General features: G+C 57.0%; 15 protein-coding genes. 9 read left to right on the forward strand and 6 right to left on the reverse strand.

Annotated elements, in window-relative coordinates:
- Window positions 1–144 precede the first annotated feature (144 nt).
- Together aspT and BLR72_RS20660 are read right to left on the reverse strand one after the other, a co-directional pair.
- Window positions 145–1,839, reverse strand: coding sequence for an aspartate-alanine antiporter (aspT, locus tag BLR72_RS20655; protein ID WP_091951602.1), 1,695 nt, complete (start codon window positions 1,837–1,839; stop codon window positions 145–147).
- A gap of 95 nt (window positions 1,840–1,934) precedes the next feature.
- Entirely contained in the window at window positions 1,935–4,664 is a 2,730-nt protein-coding gene (locus tag BLR72_RS20660; RefSeq protein WP_091951604.1) for a decarboxylase, read from the reverse strand.
- Window positions 4,665–5,438: 774 nt separating this feature from the next.
- On the opposite strand from BLR72_RS20660, the gene BLR72_RS20665 reads away from it, so the two are divergent.
- Entirely contained in the window at window positions 5,439–7,007 is a 1,569-nt protein-coding gene (locus tag BLR72_RS20665) for an EAL domain-containing protein (protein ID WP_091951606.1), read from the forward strand.
- 109 nt (window positions 7,008–7,116) lie between these two features.
- Here BLR72_RS20665 and zwf read toward each other — a convergent pair whose 3' ends face one another.
- Window positions 7,117–8,574 (reverse strand): glucose-6-phosphate dehydrogenase, encoded by a 1,458-nt coding sequence (gene zwf, locus BLR72_RS20670; RefSeq protein WP_091951608.1) that lies wholly within the window; start codon window positions 8,572–8,574, stop codon window positions 7,117–7,119.
- Window positions 8,575–8,886: 312 nt separating this feature from the next.
- On the opposite strand from zwf, the gene BLR72_RS20675 reads away from it, so the two are divergent.
- Window positions 8,887–9,357: a VOC family protein gene (locus tag BLR72_RS20675; protein WP_091951610.1), complete on the forward strand. Its 471-nt coding sequence runs from the start codon at window positions 8,887–8,889 to the stop codon at window positions 9,355–9,357.
- Between the two features lie 92 nt (window positions 9,358–9,449).
- Here BLR72_RS20675 and BLR72_RS20680 read toward each other — a convergent pair whose 3' ends face one another.
- The 3 genes from BLR72_RS20680 to BLR72_RS20690 form a co-directional block, all read right to left on the reverse strand.
- The gene (locus BLR72_RS20680; protein WP_091951612.1) at window positions 9,450–10,778 is read right to left on the reverse strand and encodes an epoxide hydrolase family protein; all 1,329 of its coding nucleotides are present in this window, start codon (window positions 10,776–10,778) and stop codon (window positions 9,450–9,452) included.
- Window positions 10,779–11,044: 266 nt separating this feature from the next.
- Entirely contained in the window at window positions 11,045–12,091 is a 1,047-nt protein-coding gene (locus tag BLR72_RS20685; protein WP_091951614.1) for a DUF3095 family protein, read from the reverse strand.
- Window positions 12,092–12,168: 77 nt separating this feature from the next.
- On the reverse strand, window positions 12,169–12,564 hold the full coding sequence (locus BLR72_RS20690; protein ID WP_091951615.1) for an Ohr family peroxiredoxin: 396 nt from the start codon (window positions 12,562–12,564) through the stop codon (window positions 12,169–12,171).
- 145 nt (window positions 12,565–12,709) lie between these two features.
- Between BLR72_RS20690 and BLR72_RS20695 the strand changes: the two genes are divergently transcribed.
- From BLR72_RS20695 to BLR72_RS20725, 7 genes are all read left to right on the forward strand, one after another.
- Complete coding sequence (locus tag BLR72_RS20695; RefSeq protein WP_091951617.1) at window positions 12,710–13,243, forward strand: MarR family winged helix-turn-helix transcriptional regulator; 534 nt, start codon at window positions 12,710–12,712, stop codon at window positions 13,241–13,243.
- Between the two features lie 135 nt (window positions 13,244–13,378).
- Complete coding sequence (locus tag BLR72_RS20700) at window positions 13,379–13,612, forward strand: AbrB/MazE/SpoVT family DNA-binding domain-containing protein (RefSeq protein ID WP_027232795.1); 234 nt, start codon at window positions 13,379–13,381, stop codon at window positions 13,610–13,612.
- Window positions 13,609–14,013 carry a type II toxin-antitoxin system VapC family toxin gene (locus BLR72_RS20705; RefSeq protein WP_091951619.1) on the forward strand — a complete coding sequence of 135 codons (405 nt, stop codon included), beginning with the start codon at window positions 13,609–13,611 and terminating at the stop codon, window positions 14,011–14,013. Before BLR72_RS20700 ends, BLR72_RS20705 begins: the two co-directional genes overlap by 4 nt.
- 125 nt (window positions 14,014–14,138) lie before the next feature.
- The gene (locus BLR72_RS20710) at window positions 14,139–14,894 is read left to right on the forward strand and encodes an SDR family oxidoreductase (protein ID WP_091951621.1); all 756 of its coding nucleotides are present in this window, start codon (window positions 14,139–14,141) and stop codon (window positions 14,892–14,894) included.
- A 70-nt stretch (window positions 14,895–14,964) separates the two neighbouring features.
- The gene (locus tag BLR72_RS20715; protein ID WP_091951692.1) at window positions 14,965–15,345 is read left to right on the forward strand and encodes a cupin domain-containing protein; all 381 of its coding nucleotides are present in this window, start codon (window positions 14,965–14,967) and stop codon (window positions 15,343–15,345) included.
- Between the two features lie 46 nt (window positions 15,346–15,391).
- The gene (locus BLR72_RS20720; protein WP_091951623.1) at window positions 15,392–16,660 is read left to right on the forward strand and encodes a cytochrome b; all 1,269 of its coding nucleotides are present in this window, start codon (window positions 15,392–15,394) and stop codon (window positions 16,658–16,660) included.
- A gap of 222 nt (window positions 16,661–16,882) precedes the next feature.
- The gene (locus tag BLR72_RS20725; RefSeq protein ID WP_027232790.1) at window positions 16,883–17,170 is read left to right on the forward strand and encodes a glycine zipper 2TM domain-containing protein; all 288 of its coding nucleotides are present in this window, start codon (window positions 16,883–16,885) and stop codon (window positions 17,168–17,170) included.
- The last annotated feature ends 8 nt before the right edge of the window (window positions 17,171–17,178 follow it).

A 17,178-nucleotide genomic window follows, 5' to 3' on the forward strand; every position in this document is an offset into this window, starting at 1 on the left:
CCCCATTCTCTGCCAACTAGTCAGCAAGATCCGTTCGAGCTACTTCGCGCAGATTCCACAATCATATCATCAGTCGGCCATCCAAAGTGTCTCCGCTCAGCCACACCCGGTGGTCCATCGTACCAAAGTCGAGGTGGACATTCGTCATTCGCCAATCGTCATCAATGCGACGAGCACGGGCCCCCACGCAGTGAGAAGAATATTACCAATGGCATAGGGCACCGTATAACCGAGCGCAGGAATACTACTCCGAGATTCATCTTGTATCGCCCGGAGGGCGGCCGTGATAGTTCCGGCACCGGCACAGGCACCAAGAACAATAAGGGGGTTCATCTTGAGCATATAGCGGCCAAAAAGTATCGCTATCGTATGCGGCAGCAACGCCGATACAAGCCCCACCACCACAAGACTCAAACCGGTTTGTTGGAGCCCAGAGAAGAAGCTGGGCCCGGCGTTGATGCCAACTACACCGATAAAAATACACAGACCAACAGTGTCGAAAATCCAGATGGCGGGCTCCGGGATTCGGCCAAAAAATGGGTGTACAGACCGAAGCCAGCCAAAAACCAGCCCCATGATCAGCGCACCTCCGCTTGCAGTCAGAGTTAGCGGGATGCCGCCAACGGTTACCGATAAGAGGCCAAAAAGCCCCCCAAGCACGATGCCTGTCCCAACAAAAACCATGTCCGTCGCCATAGTTGGGCGGTCCGGATAGCCTAATTCCATTGCGGCCCTCTCAACCTCCGGCTTAGTGCCGATCAGACTGAGCACGTCTCCACCATCGATGGTCGTCTTTGCAGTAACGGGCATCTCCTGTCCGGCCCGTGTAAGCTTCCGCAGAAACACGCTCCGAGTGAATTCGAGCTGCGCCAGTTCTCCAAGTGTTCTCCCAACCGCGATCCCTCGCGTAACCACGACATCCAGCACTTCGACCGGTAGGTCGAGCAGAGGCTTGTCGTCTACTTCCGGGCCGACAATCTTCCCGCTGTTCACGTGTATTTCCTGCCGAGCGAGTACGGCGACGATGTCACCCTCGCGGATGACCGAATTGGGAAGCGCCTCCATGATGCCTCCGTGGTGTCGGATTCTTGCGATAAACACGCGCGAGCCTTGCGGCAAGGCTTCAAGTTCTGCCACCGTCTTATTCACGAGTTTTGGATTGGTGACACGGTAAGCACGCAGATCGAACAGTCTTGCTCCCGAGGTCACGCCAAGTTCCAGTTGCGCGGAGCCTGCCAATGCGGTGCCTTGCATACGCATCCCTTCGTCGCGCAGGTTAACTCCCATCAGTTTGGGTCCGATTGTAGGGAGAAACCATACAAGGCTGGCGGTTCCTACGAGGTATGTGACTGCGTAAGCCACTGGAATATTGTTCAGCAGGCTAATTCTTTCCGCTTCGGGAATAGCCAGGCGCTGAATAGCCTCCCCGGCCGTGCCAATGACCGTCGATTCTGAAAATGCTCCTGCAAGCAGTCCGGCGGCCGTTCCGACGTCGTACCCAAGCAGCTTCGCAAAACCGAATGCAGTGAGCAAGCATGCAACGCATAAGACCAAGGTAAGCGCCACCTGTGGAATTGCGTCCTGTTTGAGCCCGCGGAAAAACTGCGGTCCGACCTTGTAGCCGGTTGTAAACAGAAAAAGATCAAAGAAGATGATCTTCACAATCGGTGGAATCTTGATATCGAGCTGTCCAATCAACACCCCAGCCAAGAGCGTCCCCACCACGATTCCGAGGCTGAAACTTCCGAGCTTTACTCGTCCAATCAAAAAGCCAATGGCCAGAGCAAGGAAGATTGCCAGTTCAGGATTGTCGCGCAATGCTTGTACAAAAAAAGTCATCCCCCACTCCTGCCCATTGTCAAGCTCAAGGAGTCAACGACCAACCTCGGATCGAACCCGCCGTGGGCAAGCAGACGCACCCACAGGCGCTTATCTTAGTGCCTCAGTTTGGTAGAGATGACCTCCGGCTTTAGCAGTTTGAGACCGCGCGCTTTCTCGTAGCCGTGAATCTCCTTCACATCGAGTTTGCGCATGAACTCAATTGTCTCCTCTGTGATCACTTGACCCGGCACCATGATCGGGAAGCCGGGTGGATAAGGAATTACGAAGTTGGCGGACACCATTTCCGGCCCCTCGCGAAGGCGACGATTACATTCATCTCCATGCAAAGGAATGTATTCACAGCCCGTGGCATCGTAAGCACCGTAGAAAGCTGTGCGCATATCCCCCTCCGGTGTGGCACGCCCCGCGTCTTGTCGAAACGCTTCATGGAAATGACTGAAATTCGGTAGGTCAGGCACGTCCGTCATTAGCGACTTGACGCGAGCGGCCAGCGCGTTTCTTTCGCCATCGCCGCCCCGCGCAAGGCGGGTCTCGATCCCGTTAGAAATCTCCAGGAGCACGCGAACGAGTTGCGCCACATCGCTCCGTGTATTGTTGATATTGGATTGCAGCAGAACCGAATTGCGCGACGTTTTATTGAGCTGAATGTCGTAGACATTGGCCAGCAACGCCTTGAACTCGGTTCCATCGAAACCTGCCGTTCCACAGACAAGCGTCATACGCGTAGGATCGAGGCAGAACTCGTCGTCGTGCATGCTGCGCACCTGGCTGGCCCAGGTTGTGTCCGGCGCCAGAAAATCCACAAACCCACTCTCCCGGTACTGCGCGGGGATCATGCCGTCAGCACCAAGCATATGGAAGTATTTCGAGATTATCGGATGTGAATTGACCGCACGCCGGATAGCAAGCGAGATTTCGATGGCGTTGAGCACGAGGCCGTAGCCTTCCAATTCCATTTGCCGCCGCGCTACGTCGAGACTGCCGATCAGTTGCTGGTTGGGGCTTGTCGAAGCATGTGTAAAGATTGCCTCGTGAAACTGCGACTCAACTGTGTAGAAGTCGACGTCTTTCACGAGAACCATCGAGCCTTGGCGCAGCGCTGACATGGATTTGTGCGTCGAGTTGGTCTGGTAAACGCGAATACGAACCTTCCGCGGGTCCGGGAGCAACCGCGTCGTTAGCAGTTCGTCGACGGTGGGGTCGGACCCAAGTTCCTGCTGTTGTTTTTCGTAGGCCTCAACCGCGGCCGAACCGTGAATCCATGTTTCAATTGCGGCAGCTGCGCCCATTGCGGTGCGAGGACGCAATACCGGTGAGAACCGCGCGAAGCCGAACCACGCCTCATCCCAGAGGAATACGAGGTCCGGTTTTATGGCGAGGCACTCCTCCATAACCCGACGCGTGTTGTAGATGTGGCCGTCAAAGGTGCAATTCGTGAGGTCCACCATTTTGACACGGTCAAGCCTGCCTTCGGCCTTCAGATCCAGGAGTGCCTTTTTTATGCTCCTGAGGGGTACCGCACCATACATCGAGTATTCTGTCATCGGGAATGCATCAACGTAGAGTGGTTGCCCGCCGGCAAGTACAAGCCCATAGTGGTGGGACTTGTGGCAGTTTCGGTCGAGAATGACGATGTCGCCGGGCGCGACTATCGCCTGGTGGACCATCTTGTTCGACGTGCTTGTGCCGTTGGTTACGAAAAAGGCATGGTCCGCGCCAAAAGCCCGGGCGGCCATTTCCTGAGCGCGCTTGATATTGCCTGTCGGCTCCAAAAGGCTATCAAGTCCACCCGTTGTGGCACTGCTTTCCGCAAGGAAAAGGTTGATACCATAGAACTCCCCCATATCGCGGATCCAGTCAGACTTGAAAACTGACTTTCCTCGAGCGAGCGGAAGCGCATGGAATGTACTTATCGGGCGCCGCGCATATTTCTTGAGGTTGTCGAAGAACGGCGTCTCGAAACGGTCTTGAATCCCCTCAAGCACCGACAGGTGGAGTTCCAACGGTTCTTCGATCGCATAGAGAACGCGACGGATGGATGCCGACCGTGCATCGCCCGCCAAATTTTCTACCTGGCGGTCAGACAGAAGATAAATGTCGAGGTCTGGTCGCAGACGTTTCAACGAGTTTGCCAAGAGCAACGCCAGATCAGCGTCCTCCGCTCGCGCCCCATCCAGTCCGAGGCCGGACAGCACGCTGCGCAACACCGGCGCCGAATGTCGCGAAGCGTAGTTAAAGCCCTCGAAGATCGTAACCGCGGCAATATCCGGATTGATAATCGCAGCGCAGATCGCATCTTCGAAGCTGTCTACCGGGACAATTTCGTAAATAAACGCGTCCTCAGGACGTCGCAGGTTGCGCAACTGCGCGATTTGATCGGCAGCTTGCGTTGTGGCACCCGGCGCAACAATCAGCATTTCGAAGTAGGGGCGCTTTGCGTCACCGTGTCTGAGCGTGGGCGGTAGGACATCAGCCGGCGTATCGACGACTTCCTCGGTGGTTCGCCACTCGGCAGGATCGTACTTGAAGTCACGCGTGACAATCGCGGCCGAAACGCGTCGCACCAAATCAGTAAAGCCAACAGCATCGCCTCCCCGCAGCCTGTCGCTTAGCCTCGCCATGAGCGCAGAGCCTGGGAATGCGTGAAACCCTTCAATGGGGCCTAACTCTGCAAAGGCCGCTTCGGCCGCGTTCTGATCGGCTCGCCCGACCGACCATGCTCGCGCGGCGGCAACAACATCGCGCCACCGGTCTGCGCGTTCCGCGGGCATCGAGAAGAAGTGGTCTATCCGCTGCTCAAGCATCTTCGCCGGTTTCGGCATCGCGGTATCTCCCCTGCCAATGGTTTCTACTAGTTCATTCGTCTGGACGAGCGAGTGGGCTGACGTCAGGCAGAGGAGCGGTTCTCTTCAGCCACTTCACTATGCCTCCGTCGAGCGGGCGCTTTGCCCGTTTCATGCAGTGAGAGTGTAGACCGATGCGAACACGAATACGTGTAGCATCGTGTAATATACGGCGCCCACTTACAGAGCAGGCCGGCAAAACAGTCAGTTTCCGGGATCGTCAGGCCCGCTTTTCGGAGAGAGTTGAGACGGCGGACCGCGGCGAGATAAGGCAGTGAGTGAAGTGTCCAGACAGTTATGCAGCCCCGATAGCGCTCGAACCCCGCTTCAACCAGCTCGGGACCGAAGGGTGGGTTTTGTAAGATCATATGGCCTGGCCACAATAAGCCTAGGTGCAAGTACAGGCCTGGACACCCACCGGAGGTTATTATGGGAGGCGGTTGGAAGCGTTGGCTCCTCATTCGCCGGCAAACGGTGCGTGATAACGCTCATCCCTTGTTCCCCCAAACAAGTAACCGCATTCACGGCTGTATGGTACAGGATCTTACTCCTCTAACCAAAGTAATTCCAATAGTATGGAGCGGCGAACGAAAGCAGTCAGCGAGGTAACGACAACGTCGCAATCCTTGGATACCGACAGGGAAGATGGATTGGCCGTGTGCTGTTCGCACTCTATCGTATTTTGGGCCTTTGCTTTTGCGCCCGCCTTTGTTGCTCGGGTTAACAGCGTCCTGACAGTTGCGAGGAGAACGATTGAAACGCATAGTCAAATCCCAATATCTGACCATGGTGGCTTGCATGATGGCCGGAGTATTGGGAGGCGTGTTAGCGTCTGCCGGTGCCAAAATGATTGCATTGAACGCCGCCCGCGGCCAAGTCGCTCAGTATGCGGATAACCTGGCTCAACGGGCTGAGGCAATTACCCGGGAAACTGATACGACTCTGGAACAAGCCAATCAGATCGTCGGAGTTCCTTGCTCACAACCTGACCTTGCCAATCTCCGCAGGATTGCCTTCAGCGCTCGTTACGTGAAGGACATGGGACGTGTGATCGATGGACGGTTGATGTGTACGACATCGATTGGCGCAATCGACCCTCCGTTACTCGTGGGTAGACCAGACTTCATAGGCGACCGGGGCCGTAGGATCTGGGTGAAGGTGCCGCTGGCACTCGCCCCCGGCATTATCGGAACGATCATTGAAAGCGGAAATGCTAACGCCGTGCTTTCGCCAGGTGCTTTCCTCGATCTGGAGTTTCGCCCATTTCGCTATTCCATTGCGATTGTGAATTTGCGCGATCGAACGGTTATGCGCTCGTGGGGCAACCGGATTGTCAATGATAGCGTCCTGATCGAGGGAGGGAACCGCGTCGTGGACAGTGCCAACGACCTGGTCCGCATCCATTGCTCCGAAGCTTATCCCATCTGCGCCGTCGCAGCATTGACCCGCGTCGAGGCCGTTGCACGCCAGTCTGGCTTTGCCGTTGCGTTCGCCGTTATCGGCAGTGCTGCGGGACTCCTCCTGGCTCTGAGCATTTCACTGCTTTCGCGCAAACCACGCACACTCATAATGCGTCTCGCAGAGGCTTTGCGGACGAATGAGATCACCGTTGTCTATCAGCCCATCGTGGATTTAACGTCAGGACGGATGGTTTCGGCTGAGGCTCTCGTACGGTGGACGGATAAAAGCGGGGAAAATATTCCGCCGGATGTTTTCGTTCCAGTAGCAGAGGACAAAGGTCTGGCTGGCGAAATCACGGTCTATGTTCTAAGGGAAATCGGGCGGAGTGCCCGTTCGCTCCTGCTGGCCCATCCCGAATTGGTGTTGACCATTAACATCGTTGCCGCCGATTTGGATGACGTCAAATTCTACGAGGTCCTGGATGAGATCGTCCAATCGGGCCTCCCGGCGAGCCAAATCGGTGTAGAACTCACGGAGCGTTCCACGGTTGTTCGCCAAATTGCAATTCCGGCGATAGCAAGGCTCCGCAGACAGGGGCATCCCGTTTATCTCGATGATTTCGGCACGGGATATTCTAGCTTGGCCTACCTCCAGGACCTAGGAGTTGACGCTGTCAAAATCGATAAGGCATTTACCGATACGGTGGGTACCGATTCCGTAAAAGTATCGATAACGCCCCTGATACTCGAAATGGCTCGGTCCCTTCACCTTGGTGTCGTTGTCGAGGGGATCGAGACAAATGAACAGCGTAATTACTTTGCGAAAGCCCTACCTCATTGTCGCGGGCAGGGCTGGTTGTTTTCCCGCCCACTGACGATCACGCAACTTGTCTCGTTTTATGGAGCAAGCATGGTTGGCTGACTGTTGCGTGATGGAATGACATGCATCCCCTGCCGCTTTAGGCCCAGCCGTGTGCGCGAAGCCGTCGTTGAATGCAATCGCCTGGAACGGTTGACAAGTCCGCCGCCGGTTACTCCTTCGCCGGATCTCGCCAGGCGCGCTCGAACGGCAGGCGCCAGGCATGAGGCGCGATGAGTTGGTGGATCGATTTCGGGCCCCAGCCGCCCTGATCATAGAGGCGCACAGGCGGCGGGTTTTCCAAGAGCGGTTGCGAGATTTCCCAGAGCCGCTCTATACCCTCGGCGGTGGTAAACAGCGTGTGATCGCCACGCATGGCGTCGAGGATCAGGCGCTCGTAGGCCTCGAGCACTTCGCCGATCAGACCGGTTTCGCTCATTGCGAACTGCAACGACAGCTTGTCTAGCCTGAACCCTGGGCCGGGTCGCTTCCCATAGAAGGACAACGAGACCTTTGAGGCATCCGCAAGGTCGAAAGTGAGGTGGTCCGGGCCTTGCGCCCCAACGCCGGAGCCGGCCGGAAACATCGACTTGGGAGGCTCTCGGAAGGCGATCGAGATGATGCGCTGGCCCTCCGCAAGACGTTTTCCCGTGCGCAGGAAGAAGGGCACGCCTGCCCAGCGCCAATTGTCGATGGCACATTTGAGGGCGATGAAGGTATCGGTGTCACTCTCCGGATCAACTCCCGGCTCCTTGCGGTAGCCGATATATTGGCCGCGCACGACATCGCGTGGCTCGATCGGCAGCATGGAGCGGAACACTTTGTTCTTTTCTTCCGAGATCGGCGCCGGCTCCAAGGCCGTGGGCGGCTCCATCGCCATAAAGGCCAGGATTTGAAAGAGGTGGGTCACCACCATGTCGCGATAGGCGCCCGTTGTCTCGTAGAAAGCCGCGCGGGTGGAAAGCCCGAGCGTCTCCGGAACGTCGATCTGCACATGGTTTATGAAGTTACGGTTCCAGATTGGCTCGAAAAGTCCGTTGGCGAAGCGGAAAGCGAGGATATTCTGCGCTGGTTCCTTGCCGAGGAAGTGGTCGATACGGAAAATCTGCTTTTCGTCGAAAACCTCGTGCAGTCTCTTGTTCAGTTCCATCGCACTGACCAGGTCCGTGCCGAACGGCTTTTCCATAATGATGCGGCAACCCTCAACGAGTTTGGCCTCAGCAAGGAGTTGTACGGCCGAGAGCGCCGCCCTCGGCGGCACGGAGAGATAATGCACGCGCCGCGTTTCCGGTCCAAGCGCCTCCTCTGCCCTGTTCACCGCTTCCTTCAATAAGCCCGCGCCGGCAGAAAGCGGGACATAGTCAAGCGATGAAGAGAAATCTTCCCATTCGGTCTCGGTGAATTTGCGGGTCAGGAAAGTGCTGAGCGACTCGCGTGCGATGGCGCGAAAACCGTCGGCATCGATCTCATCGAGCGAAACACCGACGATGCGGCACCCGGGTATAAAGCCAGCCCTGATGAGATGGAACAGGCCCGGCAGCAGCTTGCGCCGGGAGAGATCGCCCGTTGCCCCGAAGAGGACGACGACCTGCGGATAGCCGGGTCCGACCCGAGTCAAATTCTTTTGCACAGTGCCCGCTCCACTTTCTGCTGTTGCCCAGTCCTGCACCTATTTGGCTGGCTGCCCTGATACTTGACGCCCGCAGCATGCCTCGCCCGATCGAAGGCTGAATAGAGACATGAATAGCCCAGTCGATCAAGGATTTACGGGTTTCATCATCCCTCAGGCGTTCGCATCAACCGGACGGTTGACGCGGACAAGATATCCTGTCTACGTCGGGCCATACCAAACTTTCTTTCGGTTTTTTTGCGTGGGCCCTGTCGGTATGGAAGCTCCAGCTTCGTCCTGCGGACAGAGTTCCATTCAACAGGAGGATGCACGATGAAGGTTACGCAACATCTTTGGTTCGAAAAAGACATGGAGGCGGCAATCCGCTTCTACACCTCGCTGATTGGCGGCTCTTCCGTCGAATGGGTCTCGACCATTCCGGCAGATACACCAAGCGGACCGGCGGGGAGTGTTAAACTCGCAGGCTTTACCCTCGGCGATCAGCGCTACATGGCTATCGAAGCCGGACCGCTCGATCCGTTCAATCACAGTTTTTCGATCATCGTCGAGTGCGAGACCCAAGGCGAGATTGACCGCCTGTGGGAAGCATTGCAGGAGGGAGGCTCGACGGAGCAATGCGGATGGTTGCGCGATCGCTGGGGTCTGTCCTGGCAAATCACGCCAAAGCGTCTCGGTGAATTGATGAGCGACCCGGACCCGGCGAAGGCCAAGCGTGTCACCGAGGCCATGCTCAAGATGAAGAAATTCGACATTGCAGGACTGGAAGCTGCAGCAAAGGGCTGACCCTCCAGAAGCCGAGGCATATAAGGAATTCCTCCAAGACTTCGCGGCACAATGGGGCGGCTGCGCACTGCCGCCGCTCCATTGATTGCTTTTTAGCGCAGCGACTGGAGCCCGGTTCTAAGTTCCGCAGTGAACAGCGCCGGCTGTTCCCAGGCGGCGAAGTGGCCGCCCTTGTCGAGCTTGTTGTAGTGGATCAGCTTGGGATAGGCCTTCTCCACCCAACTACGCGGCGCCGTATAGATCTCGTCGGGGAAAGCACTTACGGCGACCGGGATGGTGACGTTCTTCGGCGCGAAGAATGGAAGCTTGTTTTCCCAATAGAGACGAGCCGAAGACACACCCGTATTCGTCAGCCAGTAGAGCGTAATGTTGTCGAGAATGTCGTCTCGCGTAAGGCCCTCGGTTTTACCGTCGAAGACGCGCGTAATGAGTTCATAACTGCGGATGTCGTGATCGAGTATCCAGGCGGCGAGGCCGACGGGCGAATCCTCGATCGCATAGAGGGTCTGAGGTCGGTTCCCCATCTCCTGCGCATAAGCCAGCCCATGCTTGTAGAAGAAGGCAAGCTGGTCATAAGCGTTCTTCTCTTCGGGAGAGAGTCCCTCGGGAGGCGACGCCCCTGCGAAAGCCGCCTTGTCAATTTCAGGCGGAACCGCGCCGGCCATATTGGTATGAATGCCGATTAGTTCCGGCGGTGCCTGCACGCCCATCTGATCGACAATTAGCGCGCCCCAATCCCCGCCCTGAGCGACAAATTTCGTGTAGCCGAGGCGCTTCATCAACGCGGTCCAAGTGGCTGCGATGCGTACGGCGTCCCAGCCTGTAGTGGTCGGCTTACCGGAAAAGCCGTAGCCGGGCATCGACGGTATGACGACATGAAAGGCGTCCTTTTCGGTGCCGCCGTATGCTGTCGGATTTGTGAGCGGGTCAATGATCTTCAATTGCTCGATGATCGAGCCGGGCCACCCATGTGTGACGATGAGCGGCAATGCGTACTCATGTTTCGAACGGGCGTGGATAAAGTGAATCTCCAGCCCGTCAATCTCGGTCGTAAACTGCGGCAAGGCGTTGAGCCGGGCCTCGATTTTGCGCCAGTCGTAATCCGTTCCCCAATAGCCGGCGAGTGCCTTGATCGTGGCGAGCTGCACACCTTGTGTTGCATCTGTCACCACTTCTTGCGGAGGCAGTTTGGTAGCGGCGATGCGCCGACGCAGATCTTCGAGTTGGGCGTCCGGAATGTTCACCGTGAACGGGCGGATTTCATCCGTCGCGGCCACAGCTTCCGGTCCGGCAAAAAGGCTCGCCGTGGTTGCAGCCGCAATCCCCAGGGCGGCAGTGCTCAAGAACTCGCGCCGGCTTTGTCGGATAGGTCTGACCGCCGGCACTGATGAATGCTCGTTGGGATATTCTATGTCTGCCATTGTAGCGCTCCCGTTGGTCGGGTCCAAAACAGAGAGACATGTCCTTCAGGTGATACGCTTAAGGTTACGCCGGTAGCATCTCATGCACTCTGTAGATGTGGCCCGTGCGAAAATCACCACGCCGCGATGCCAACAACAGGAGTGAACGGCGTGCGTGCGGGACCGATGATCCTTTCCAAACATACCCGCGGACAAGTACGTTACGGTAACATCGTTTGCCTTGACGCTTGATCGACGCACCGCTGGCGGTCGTCCCAACCCGGTGACTAACCCCTGCCCGACGTTGGCGTTTCACGGCGCTCAGCTGCCTCAAGCATCTGCGCCGCCTTGGTATAGCCCCCGCCCAATCCGTCGAGGAAATGCAAATGCGAATTGGGCTGTTCCGATGGTACCAGACAGGTCATCAGGGCATGCGACTGTCGATGCAGTCCGAAGTTGATTTCGCCGCGCGCCCTTGCCTCGATGAGCAGGGCTTCCACTGTCTCGATTTGTTCGGCGGTGCAATCCAGCGTCAGGCGCAACCCATCGTCAAACTTGCGGAAATCGGAATTGGAAGCGATCTCCGCCCACATTTTCGCATCGATGTATTTCTTGCTGTCCCTTGAGATGCCGATCTCCTCGGGAAGCGGATGAGCGCGGCGCGAACCGGTATCGAAGACTGCAAGGACCGCTCGCGCCACCTTGGCGAAGGCTTCGGGGTGCGTGTTTTCCGACGGTTCTGCCAAAAGTGACAGAATCTCCCCTCGCCGGCTGGGAAAGGGTGTCCAGTCACAGGTAAGTCCAGACAGGTCAGGCTTGGTCTTGTCTGTACCCTGCTCGACGAGAAAACGCCCGCTCTTGATTTGCTGCTCGGCCCATTTCACCCCGCCTCCGGCAAACATCGCATAGGTGGCCTGTTCCGACGCCGCGTAGCGGGCGATTGTGACATCGCGTCCAGCAGCGCGGATGTCTCCTATAGGCACTAGACCGGTTCGCAACTTGAGATTGAGATCGCTTTGCGCAAATCTTGAGACCTGCCGCATCACCGATGTTGCGATCCTATGGCCGTGTGGCGGCAACGCGAACGCGGCGCCGTCGCCGCGAAACACAAACGGAAAATCGAACGACCCCCAAGCATTGCCGAGCGCGGCTATGATCGTCGCCCCGGCGTAGTTTACGTCTTCATATCGCCCTGCCTCGATCGCAGAGGTTGAATCGATGACGTCCGTTATTCCGATGATCCAATCGTCCGGCAAAGCCTCATAGATGGCGGGGTCGAGCACGCGCGAAAACTCGCTGTAGGCCGGGCTTGACCTTCCATTGTCATCGATCATCGAACGCACTCCTGATGGGATGTCACTTTTACCAAAGTGGTCGGCCTGCCATTTTCGATCAAGCGACCGATCTGGACTCATACGAGTTTGGTCGCAACTTCAATATTGCCGTGCACCGCCTTGGAATACGGGCAAATCGTATGAGCCGCTTCGAGCAATTGTTCGGCCAGAGCGCGGTCGATTCCCGGCACGCTTACATTGAGTCGCGCCCGGAGAAAATAGGAGCCATCATCGACATTCAGGTCGATTTCGGCGTCAACTTCCGTTGCTGCTGGAAGCTTGATATTCCTTTGGGCGGCGGCGACCTCAATCGCTCCCATGTAGCAAGCGGACCAAGCGGCGCCGAACAGATTTTCGGCGGCAGGATGCGGCTGCGGAACCTTGAGATCCAGCTTGCCGTCGCTGCTGCGCGTACTGCCGTCGCGCCCGCTCGTGTTATGGGTCTTTCCAGTAAAAAGGAGCTTCTCGGTCATCGTCAAATCCTCGTGTTATTATATCGTATCCGATCCTTTCGGATGCGACGTAAATAGTCAGATGCAACCCTGATGTCAATATCATTGCGATTTAATCGTATGCGATCTATATAGAATCAATCAAAGTTGCATCCCAGGAGGCGTCATGTCTGTTTCGAAAGCCAAATCTACGGACTTAACCGCGCCCTCTTCCACGGTGCCCGCCAATGAGCGGCGACAGCTGTCGAATTTCCTGTGTTTCGCGGTTTACTCGGCGAATTTGGCGTTTGGCCGTGCGTACAAACCCATCCTCGACAAGCTTTGCCTGACCTATACCCAGTACATCACTCTGGTCGCGCTTTCCGAAGGGGACGATCTGACCGTTGGCGCGCTTGGTGAGAAATTATTTCTCGAATCCAATACGCTGACGCCCATTCTCAAGAAACTCGAGACAACAGGCTATCTTCAACGTCGCCGCGATCCATCGGACGAACGGCAGGTGCGCGTGAGTCTACTGCCTGCTGGACGGAAACTTCTCGATAAGATTCCTGCCGTGTCGGTTGTTGACGCCACCGGACTTGGTGAGGATTTTCCAGAAGTGCAGAAATCGGTGACGAAACTGCGCGACAACCTTTTGCGGGCGACGCAAGGCCGCGGCGGCAGGGCGTCAGCGGACGATGACCGTAAATCCGGCACATAGAGCGTTATGTCGATGATCCGCCCGTGGCATGTGGCTTGACCCTGGCTTCTGGATGGCTATCGCCTCCACTGGCCGCTTGAATCCCCTGCCCAAAAGTAATACCTTCTGCGACATGAGCATTACCAGAGGCACAGAATGACCACCACCGTGACGACGAAAGGGCAAGTGACGATCCCCAAGCCCGTGCGCGACTTTCTGGGAATTGGGCCGGGCAGCAAGGTCGATTTTCACCGGGCGGTCGATGGCAGCGTCGTGATTACCCGCGCCGACAACAAGCAGCCAAAGAGCCGTTTTGGGGGTCTGCGCGGCCACGCTGGCGCCGGTCTCGATACGGATGCGATCCTCGCCCTCACCCGCGGTGAGAAGTGATCCTCGTTGATACCAATGTGTTGCTCGATCTTGTCACCAACGACCCGAAATGGGCCGACTGGTCGATCGCGCAGTTGGAGGCCGCGTCATTGCGGGGCCCCCTGCTGATGAACGACGTTGTCTACGCCGAACTTGCGGTTCGATACAATCGCATCGAACACCTCGACGCATTCATTGATGAGGCCGGACTGGAAATAGTACCGATCCCGAGAGAAGCACTCTTCCTTGCCGGTAAAGTCTTCATGCAATATCGCAAGGCAGGTGGGGCCCGCACAGGCGTGCTGCCTGACTTTTTCATAGGAGCCCAGGCGGCCGTGGCCGGGTTGACTTTGCTTACGCGTGACGTCGGACGATACCGTACCTACTTTCCAACACTGACGCTGGTGACACCCGGCAGCTAGATCACCCCTATAATTAGGCATGATGCTGCTAACCAATGCGGTTAGGTCGCTACGCCCCGCGTATTATAGAATGATTTTGTCTCTCCATTCATTGTCGAAAACGCCGACAACGAAGGAGATAAGTTATGAAGATTGTCATTATTGGTGGGACCGGGCTCATAGGGTCGAAGACCGCGCTACGCCTGCGCAACAGGGGACACGAGGTGCTCGCTGTGTCGCCAAACACCGGCGTAAACACCATCACAGGTGAAGGCCTGGGGGAAGCGCTCGTCGGCGCCGAGGTCGTCGTCGACCTGGCAAACGCGCCTTCATGGGAAGATAAGGCTGTGCTTGAGTTCTTCGAAACGTCTGGCCGCAACCTGCTCGCCGCCGCAGCCAAGGCCGGCGTAAAGCACCACATCGCCCTGTCGATCGTCGGAACGGAACGGCTGCCCGAAAATGGCTATTTCAGGGCCAAACTTGCCCAGGAAAAACTCATCAAGGGATCGCCAATTCCATACACGATCGTCCATTCCACCCAGTTTTTTGAATTCCTGAAGGGCATCGCCGATGAGGCGACAGTCGGCACCGTCGCTCGTCTTTCTCCAGCAGCTTTCCAGCCCATCGCCTCGGACGACGTTGCCGACGTGATGGCCGATGTCGCCACCGGCAGGCCGCTCAACGGAACGATGGAAATTGCCGGCCCCGAGCGCGCCCCCATGAACGCGATCATTGCCCGGTATCTGCAAGCCGCCAACGACCCTCGAACGGTCGAGGCAGACGTGCATGCGCGCTATTTTGGGTCTGAGCTCAACGATCAGTCGATCGTGCCTGGCGAGGGTGCACGGATCGGCAAGATCACCTTCCAGGACTGGTTTCGCCAGGCCCAACAGCCGAAGTAAGCCACCCGTCTATTTGCGTTCAACAACCTAAGGGATCACGACAATGAAATCAGCTTTGTTGAGGCTATTTGTGTCCGCCGCCATTTGTCTCGTTGGCACCTTGCCGTCGGTCGCCGCTGGCGACACTGCAAAAGTCACGCCGCTCATGAAAAAGGACCTCCCGAACTATCCCGGCAAGGAGGGCTTGATGATCTCGGTCGAATATGGCCCGGGAGGCTCGTCACCTATTCACAAACACGAAGCAAATGCGTTCGTCTATGTGCTCGAGGGTTCCATCGTGATGCAGGTCAAGGGAGAAAAGGAAGTCACGGTGTCGCCGGGCGAGACCTTCTACGAGAGTCCTGACGACATTCACCTGATCAGCCGCAATGCCAGCAAGACTAAACCGGCGAAATTCATCGTCGTGCTGCTCAAGAAAAAGGATGCCCCGGTTGTGATGCCGGTGAAATGAGCCGCGCGAGACACAACGCTGAAGTTAAGGTAACGGGAGAAATGCGATGCGGGGTGTGGGTTCGCCGTATACGCCAAAGACAGGCATCGAGCGCTGGCTGGATGCCCGGATGCCGCTGCCCCGGCTGGTGTACGATTCGTTCATCGTCTACCCGGTCCCGCGCAATCTGAACTACGCCTATTCCTTCGGCGGCATTCTCACGGTCATGCTGGTTTCGCAGATCCTGACCGGCGTCGTCCTGGCGATGCATTATGCTCCCAATACTGTGCTCGCCTTCGATTCAGTCGAAAAGATCATGCGTGACGTGAATTCCGGCTGGCTGTTGCGCTATCTGCATTCGAATGGTGCGTCGTTCTTCTTCATCGCAGTCTATATCCACATCGGCAGGGGTCTTTACTATGGCTCCTTCAAGGCGCCGCGCGAGCTTCTGTGGGTCCTCGGCTGCACCAACTTCCTGTTGATGATGGCGACGGCCTTCATGGGGTACGTGCTGCCTTGGGGACAGATGTCGTTTTGGGGCGCCACCGTCATCACCAACTTCTTCACCGCCATACCGGTGGCAGGCCAGTGGATACAGCAACTGTTGCTGGGAGGTTTCGCCGTCGACAATCCCACACTCAACCGCTTCTTTGCGCTGCACTATTTGCTGCCATTCATGCTTGTCGGCGTGGTGACCTTGCATATCTGGGCGCTGCACGTGGTTGGCCAGAACAATCCGATCGGCATTGACGTAAAGTCGAGCGCCGACGTCGTTGATTTTACGCCCCACGCAACGGTTAAGGACGCGCTTGGAATTGTCGTTTTCTCGCTCGTATTGGCCTATTTCGTCTTCTATATGCCGAACTTTCTCGGCCATCCGGACAATTACACGGTTGCCGAACCACTGAAGACGCCGGCACATATCGTACCTGAATGGTACTTCCTCCCGTTCTACGCCATCCTGCGCGCCATCACGTTCAGCATTGGACCGATCGATTCCAAGCTCGGCGGCGTATTGGCCATGTTTGCCGCCATTGCAGTGCTGTTTTTCGTACCGTGGCTCGATACGTCAAAGGTGCGCTCGGGGGTATACCGTCCTTGGTACAGGCTGTTCTTTGCACTCTTCGTCGCCAACGGCCTCTTCCTCGGCTGGCTGGGCTCTCGGCCGCCGGAAGGCGCTTACGTCATCCTGTCCCAGTTCGCGACGCTTTACTATTTCGCATTCTTCATCGTCATCATGCCGCTGCTGGGGCTCATCGAGACGCCGCGTCGACTGCCGAATTCGATAACCGAAGCTGTCCTCGAGCAAACAAGGCAGGCAGCAGATCCGGACTGAAGATATAAATCTCAATAGACCTTGGCGATGCGCCAACCCGGGCGCATGTCGTGGGCGGCTGGCCTGTCAAGTTTACGGTGACTTTGCCGAGAATCCGCAGACTAGGCCTGGCGTCCATTTCTTCGGTATACGTGGCTCGGGGAAAGCGATCCTTGTTGACGTTGGCGCTTCCTGAACATTGAACTCACTAGCGAGCGAAACGAATTTGTCGAGGAGGTCGTCATGAAATCGTTTAATGTGGCCATTCTTGTTGTAAGCGCAACTGCACTGCTTTCGGCCTGTGCCACGAACGAACAGGATCGGCGTGCAGGAACTGGCGCGGTGGTCGGTGCGGGCGTCGGCGCCGTTGCCGGCCAAGCCATCGGCAACAATACGCGCAGCACCGTGGGTGGCGCTGCTGGGGGTGCCCTCCTTGGCGCTGTCGTTGGTACAGCATCGACGCCGAGCCAGGACCGGAGCAAGTGCCGTTATCGGCGCAGCGACGGCACGATCTTCATCGCGCCCTGCTGAGCGCAGAT

Source organism: Phyllobacterium sp. YR620 (assembly GCF_900104165.1).
Taxonomy (GTDB): Bacteria; Pseudomonadota; Alphaproteobacteria; order Rhizobiales; family Rhizobiaceae; genus Phyllobacterium; species Phyllobacterium pellucidum.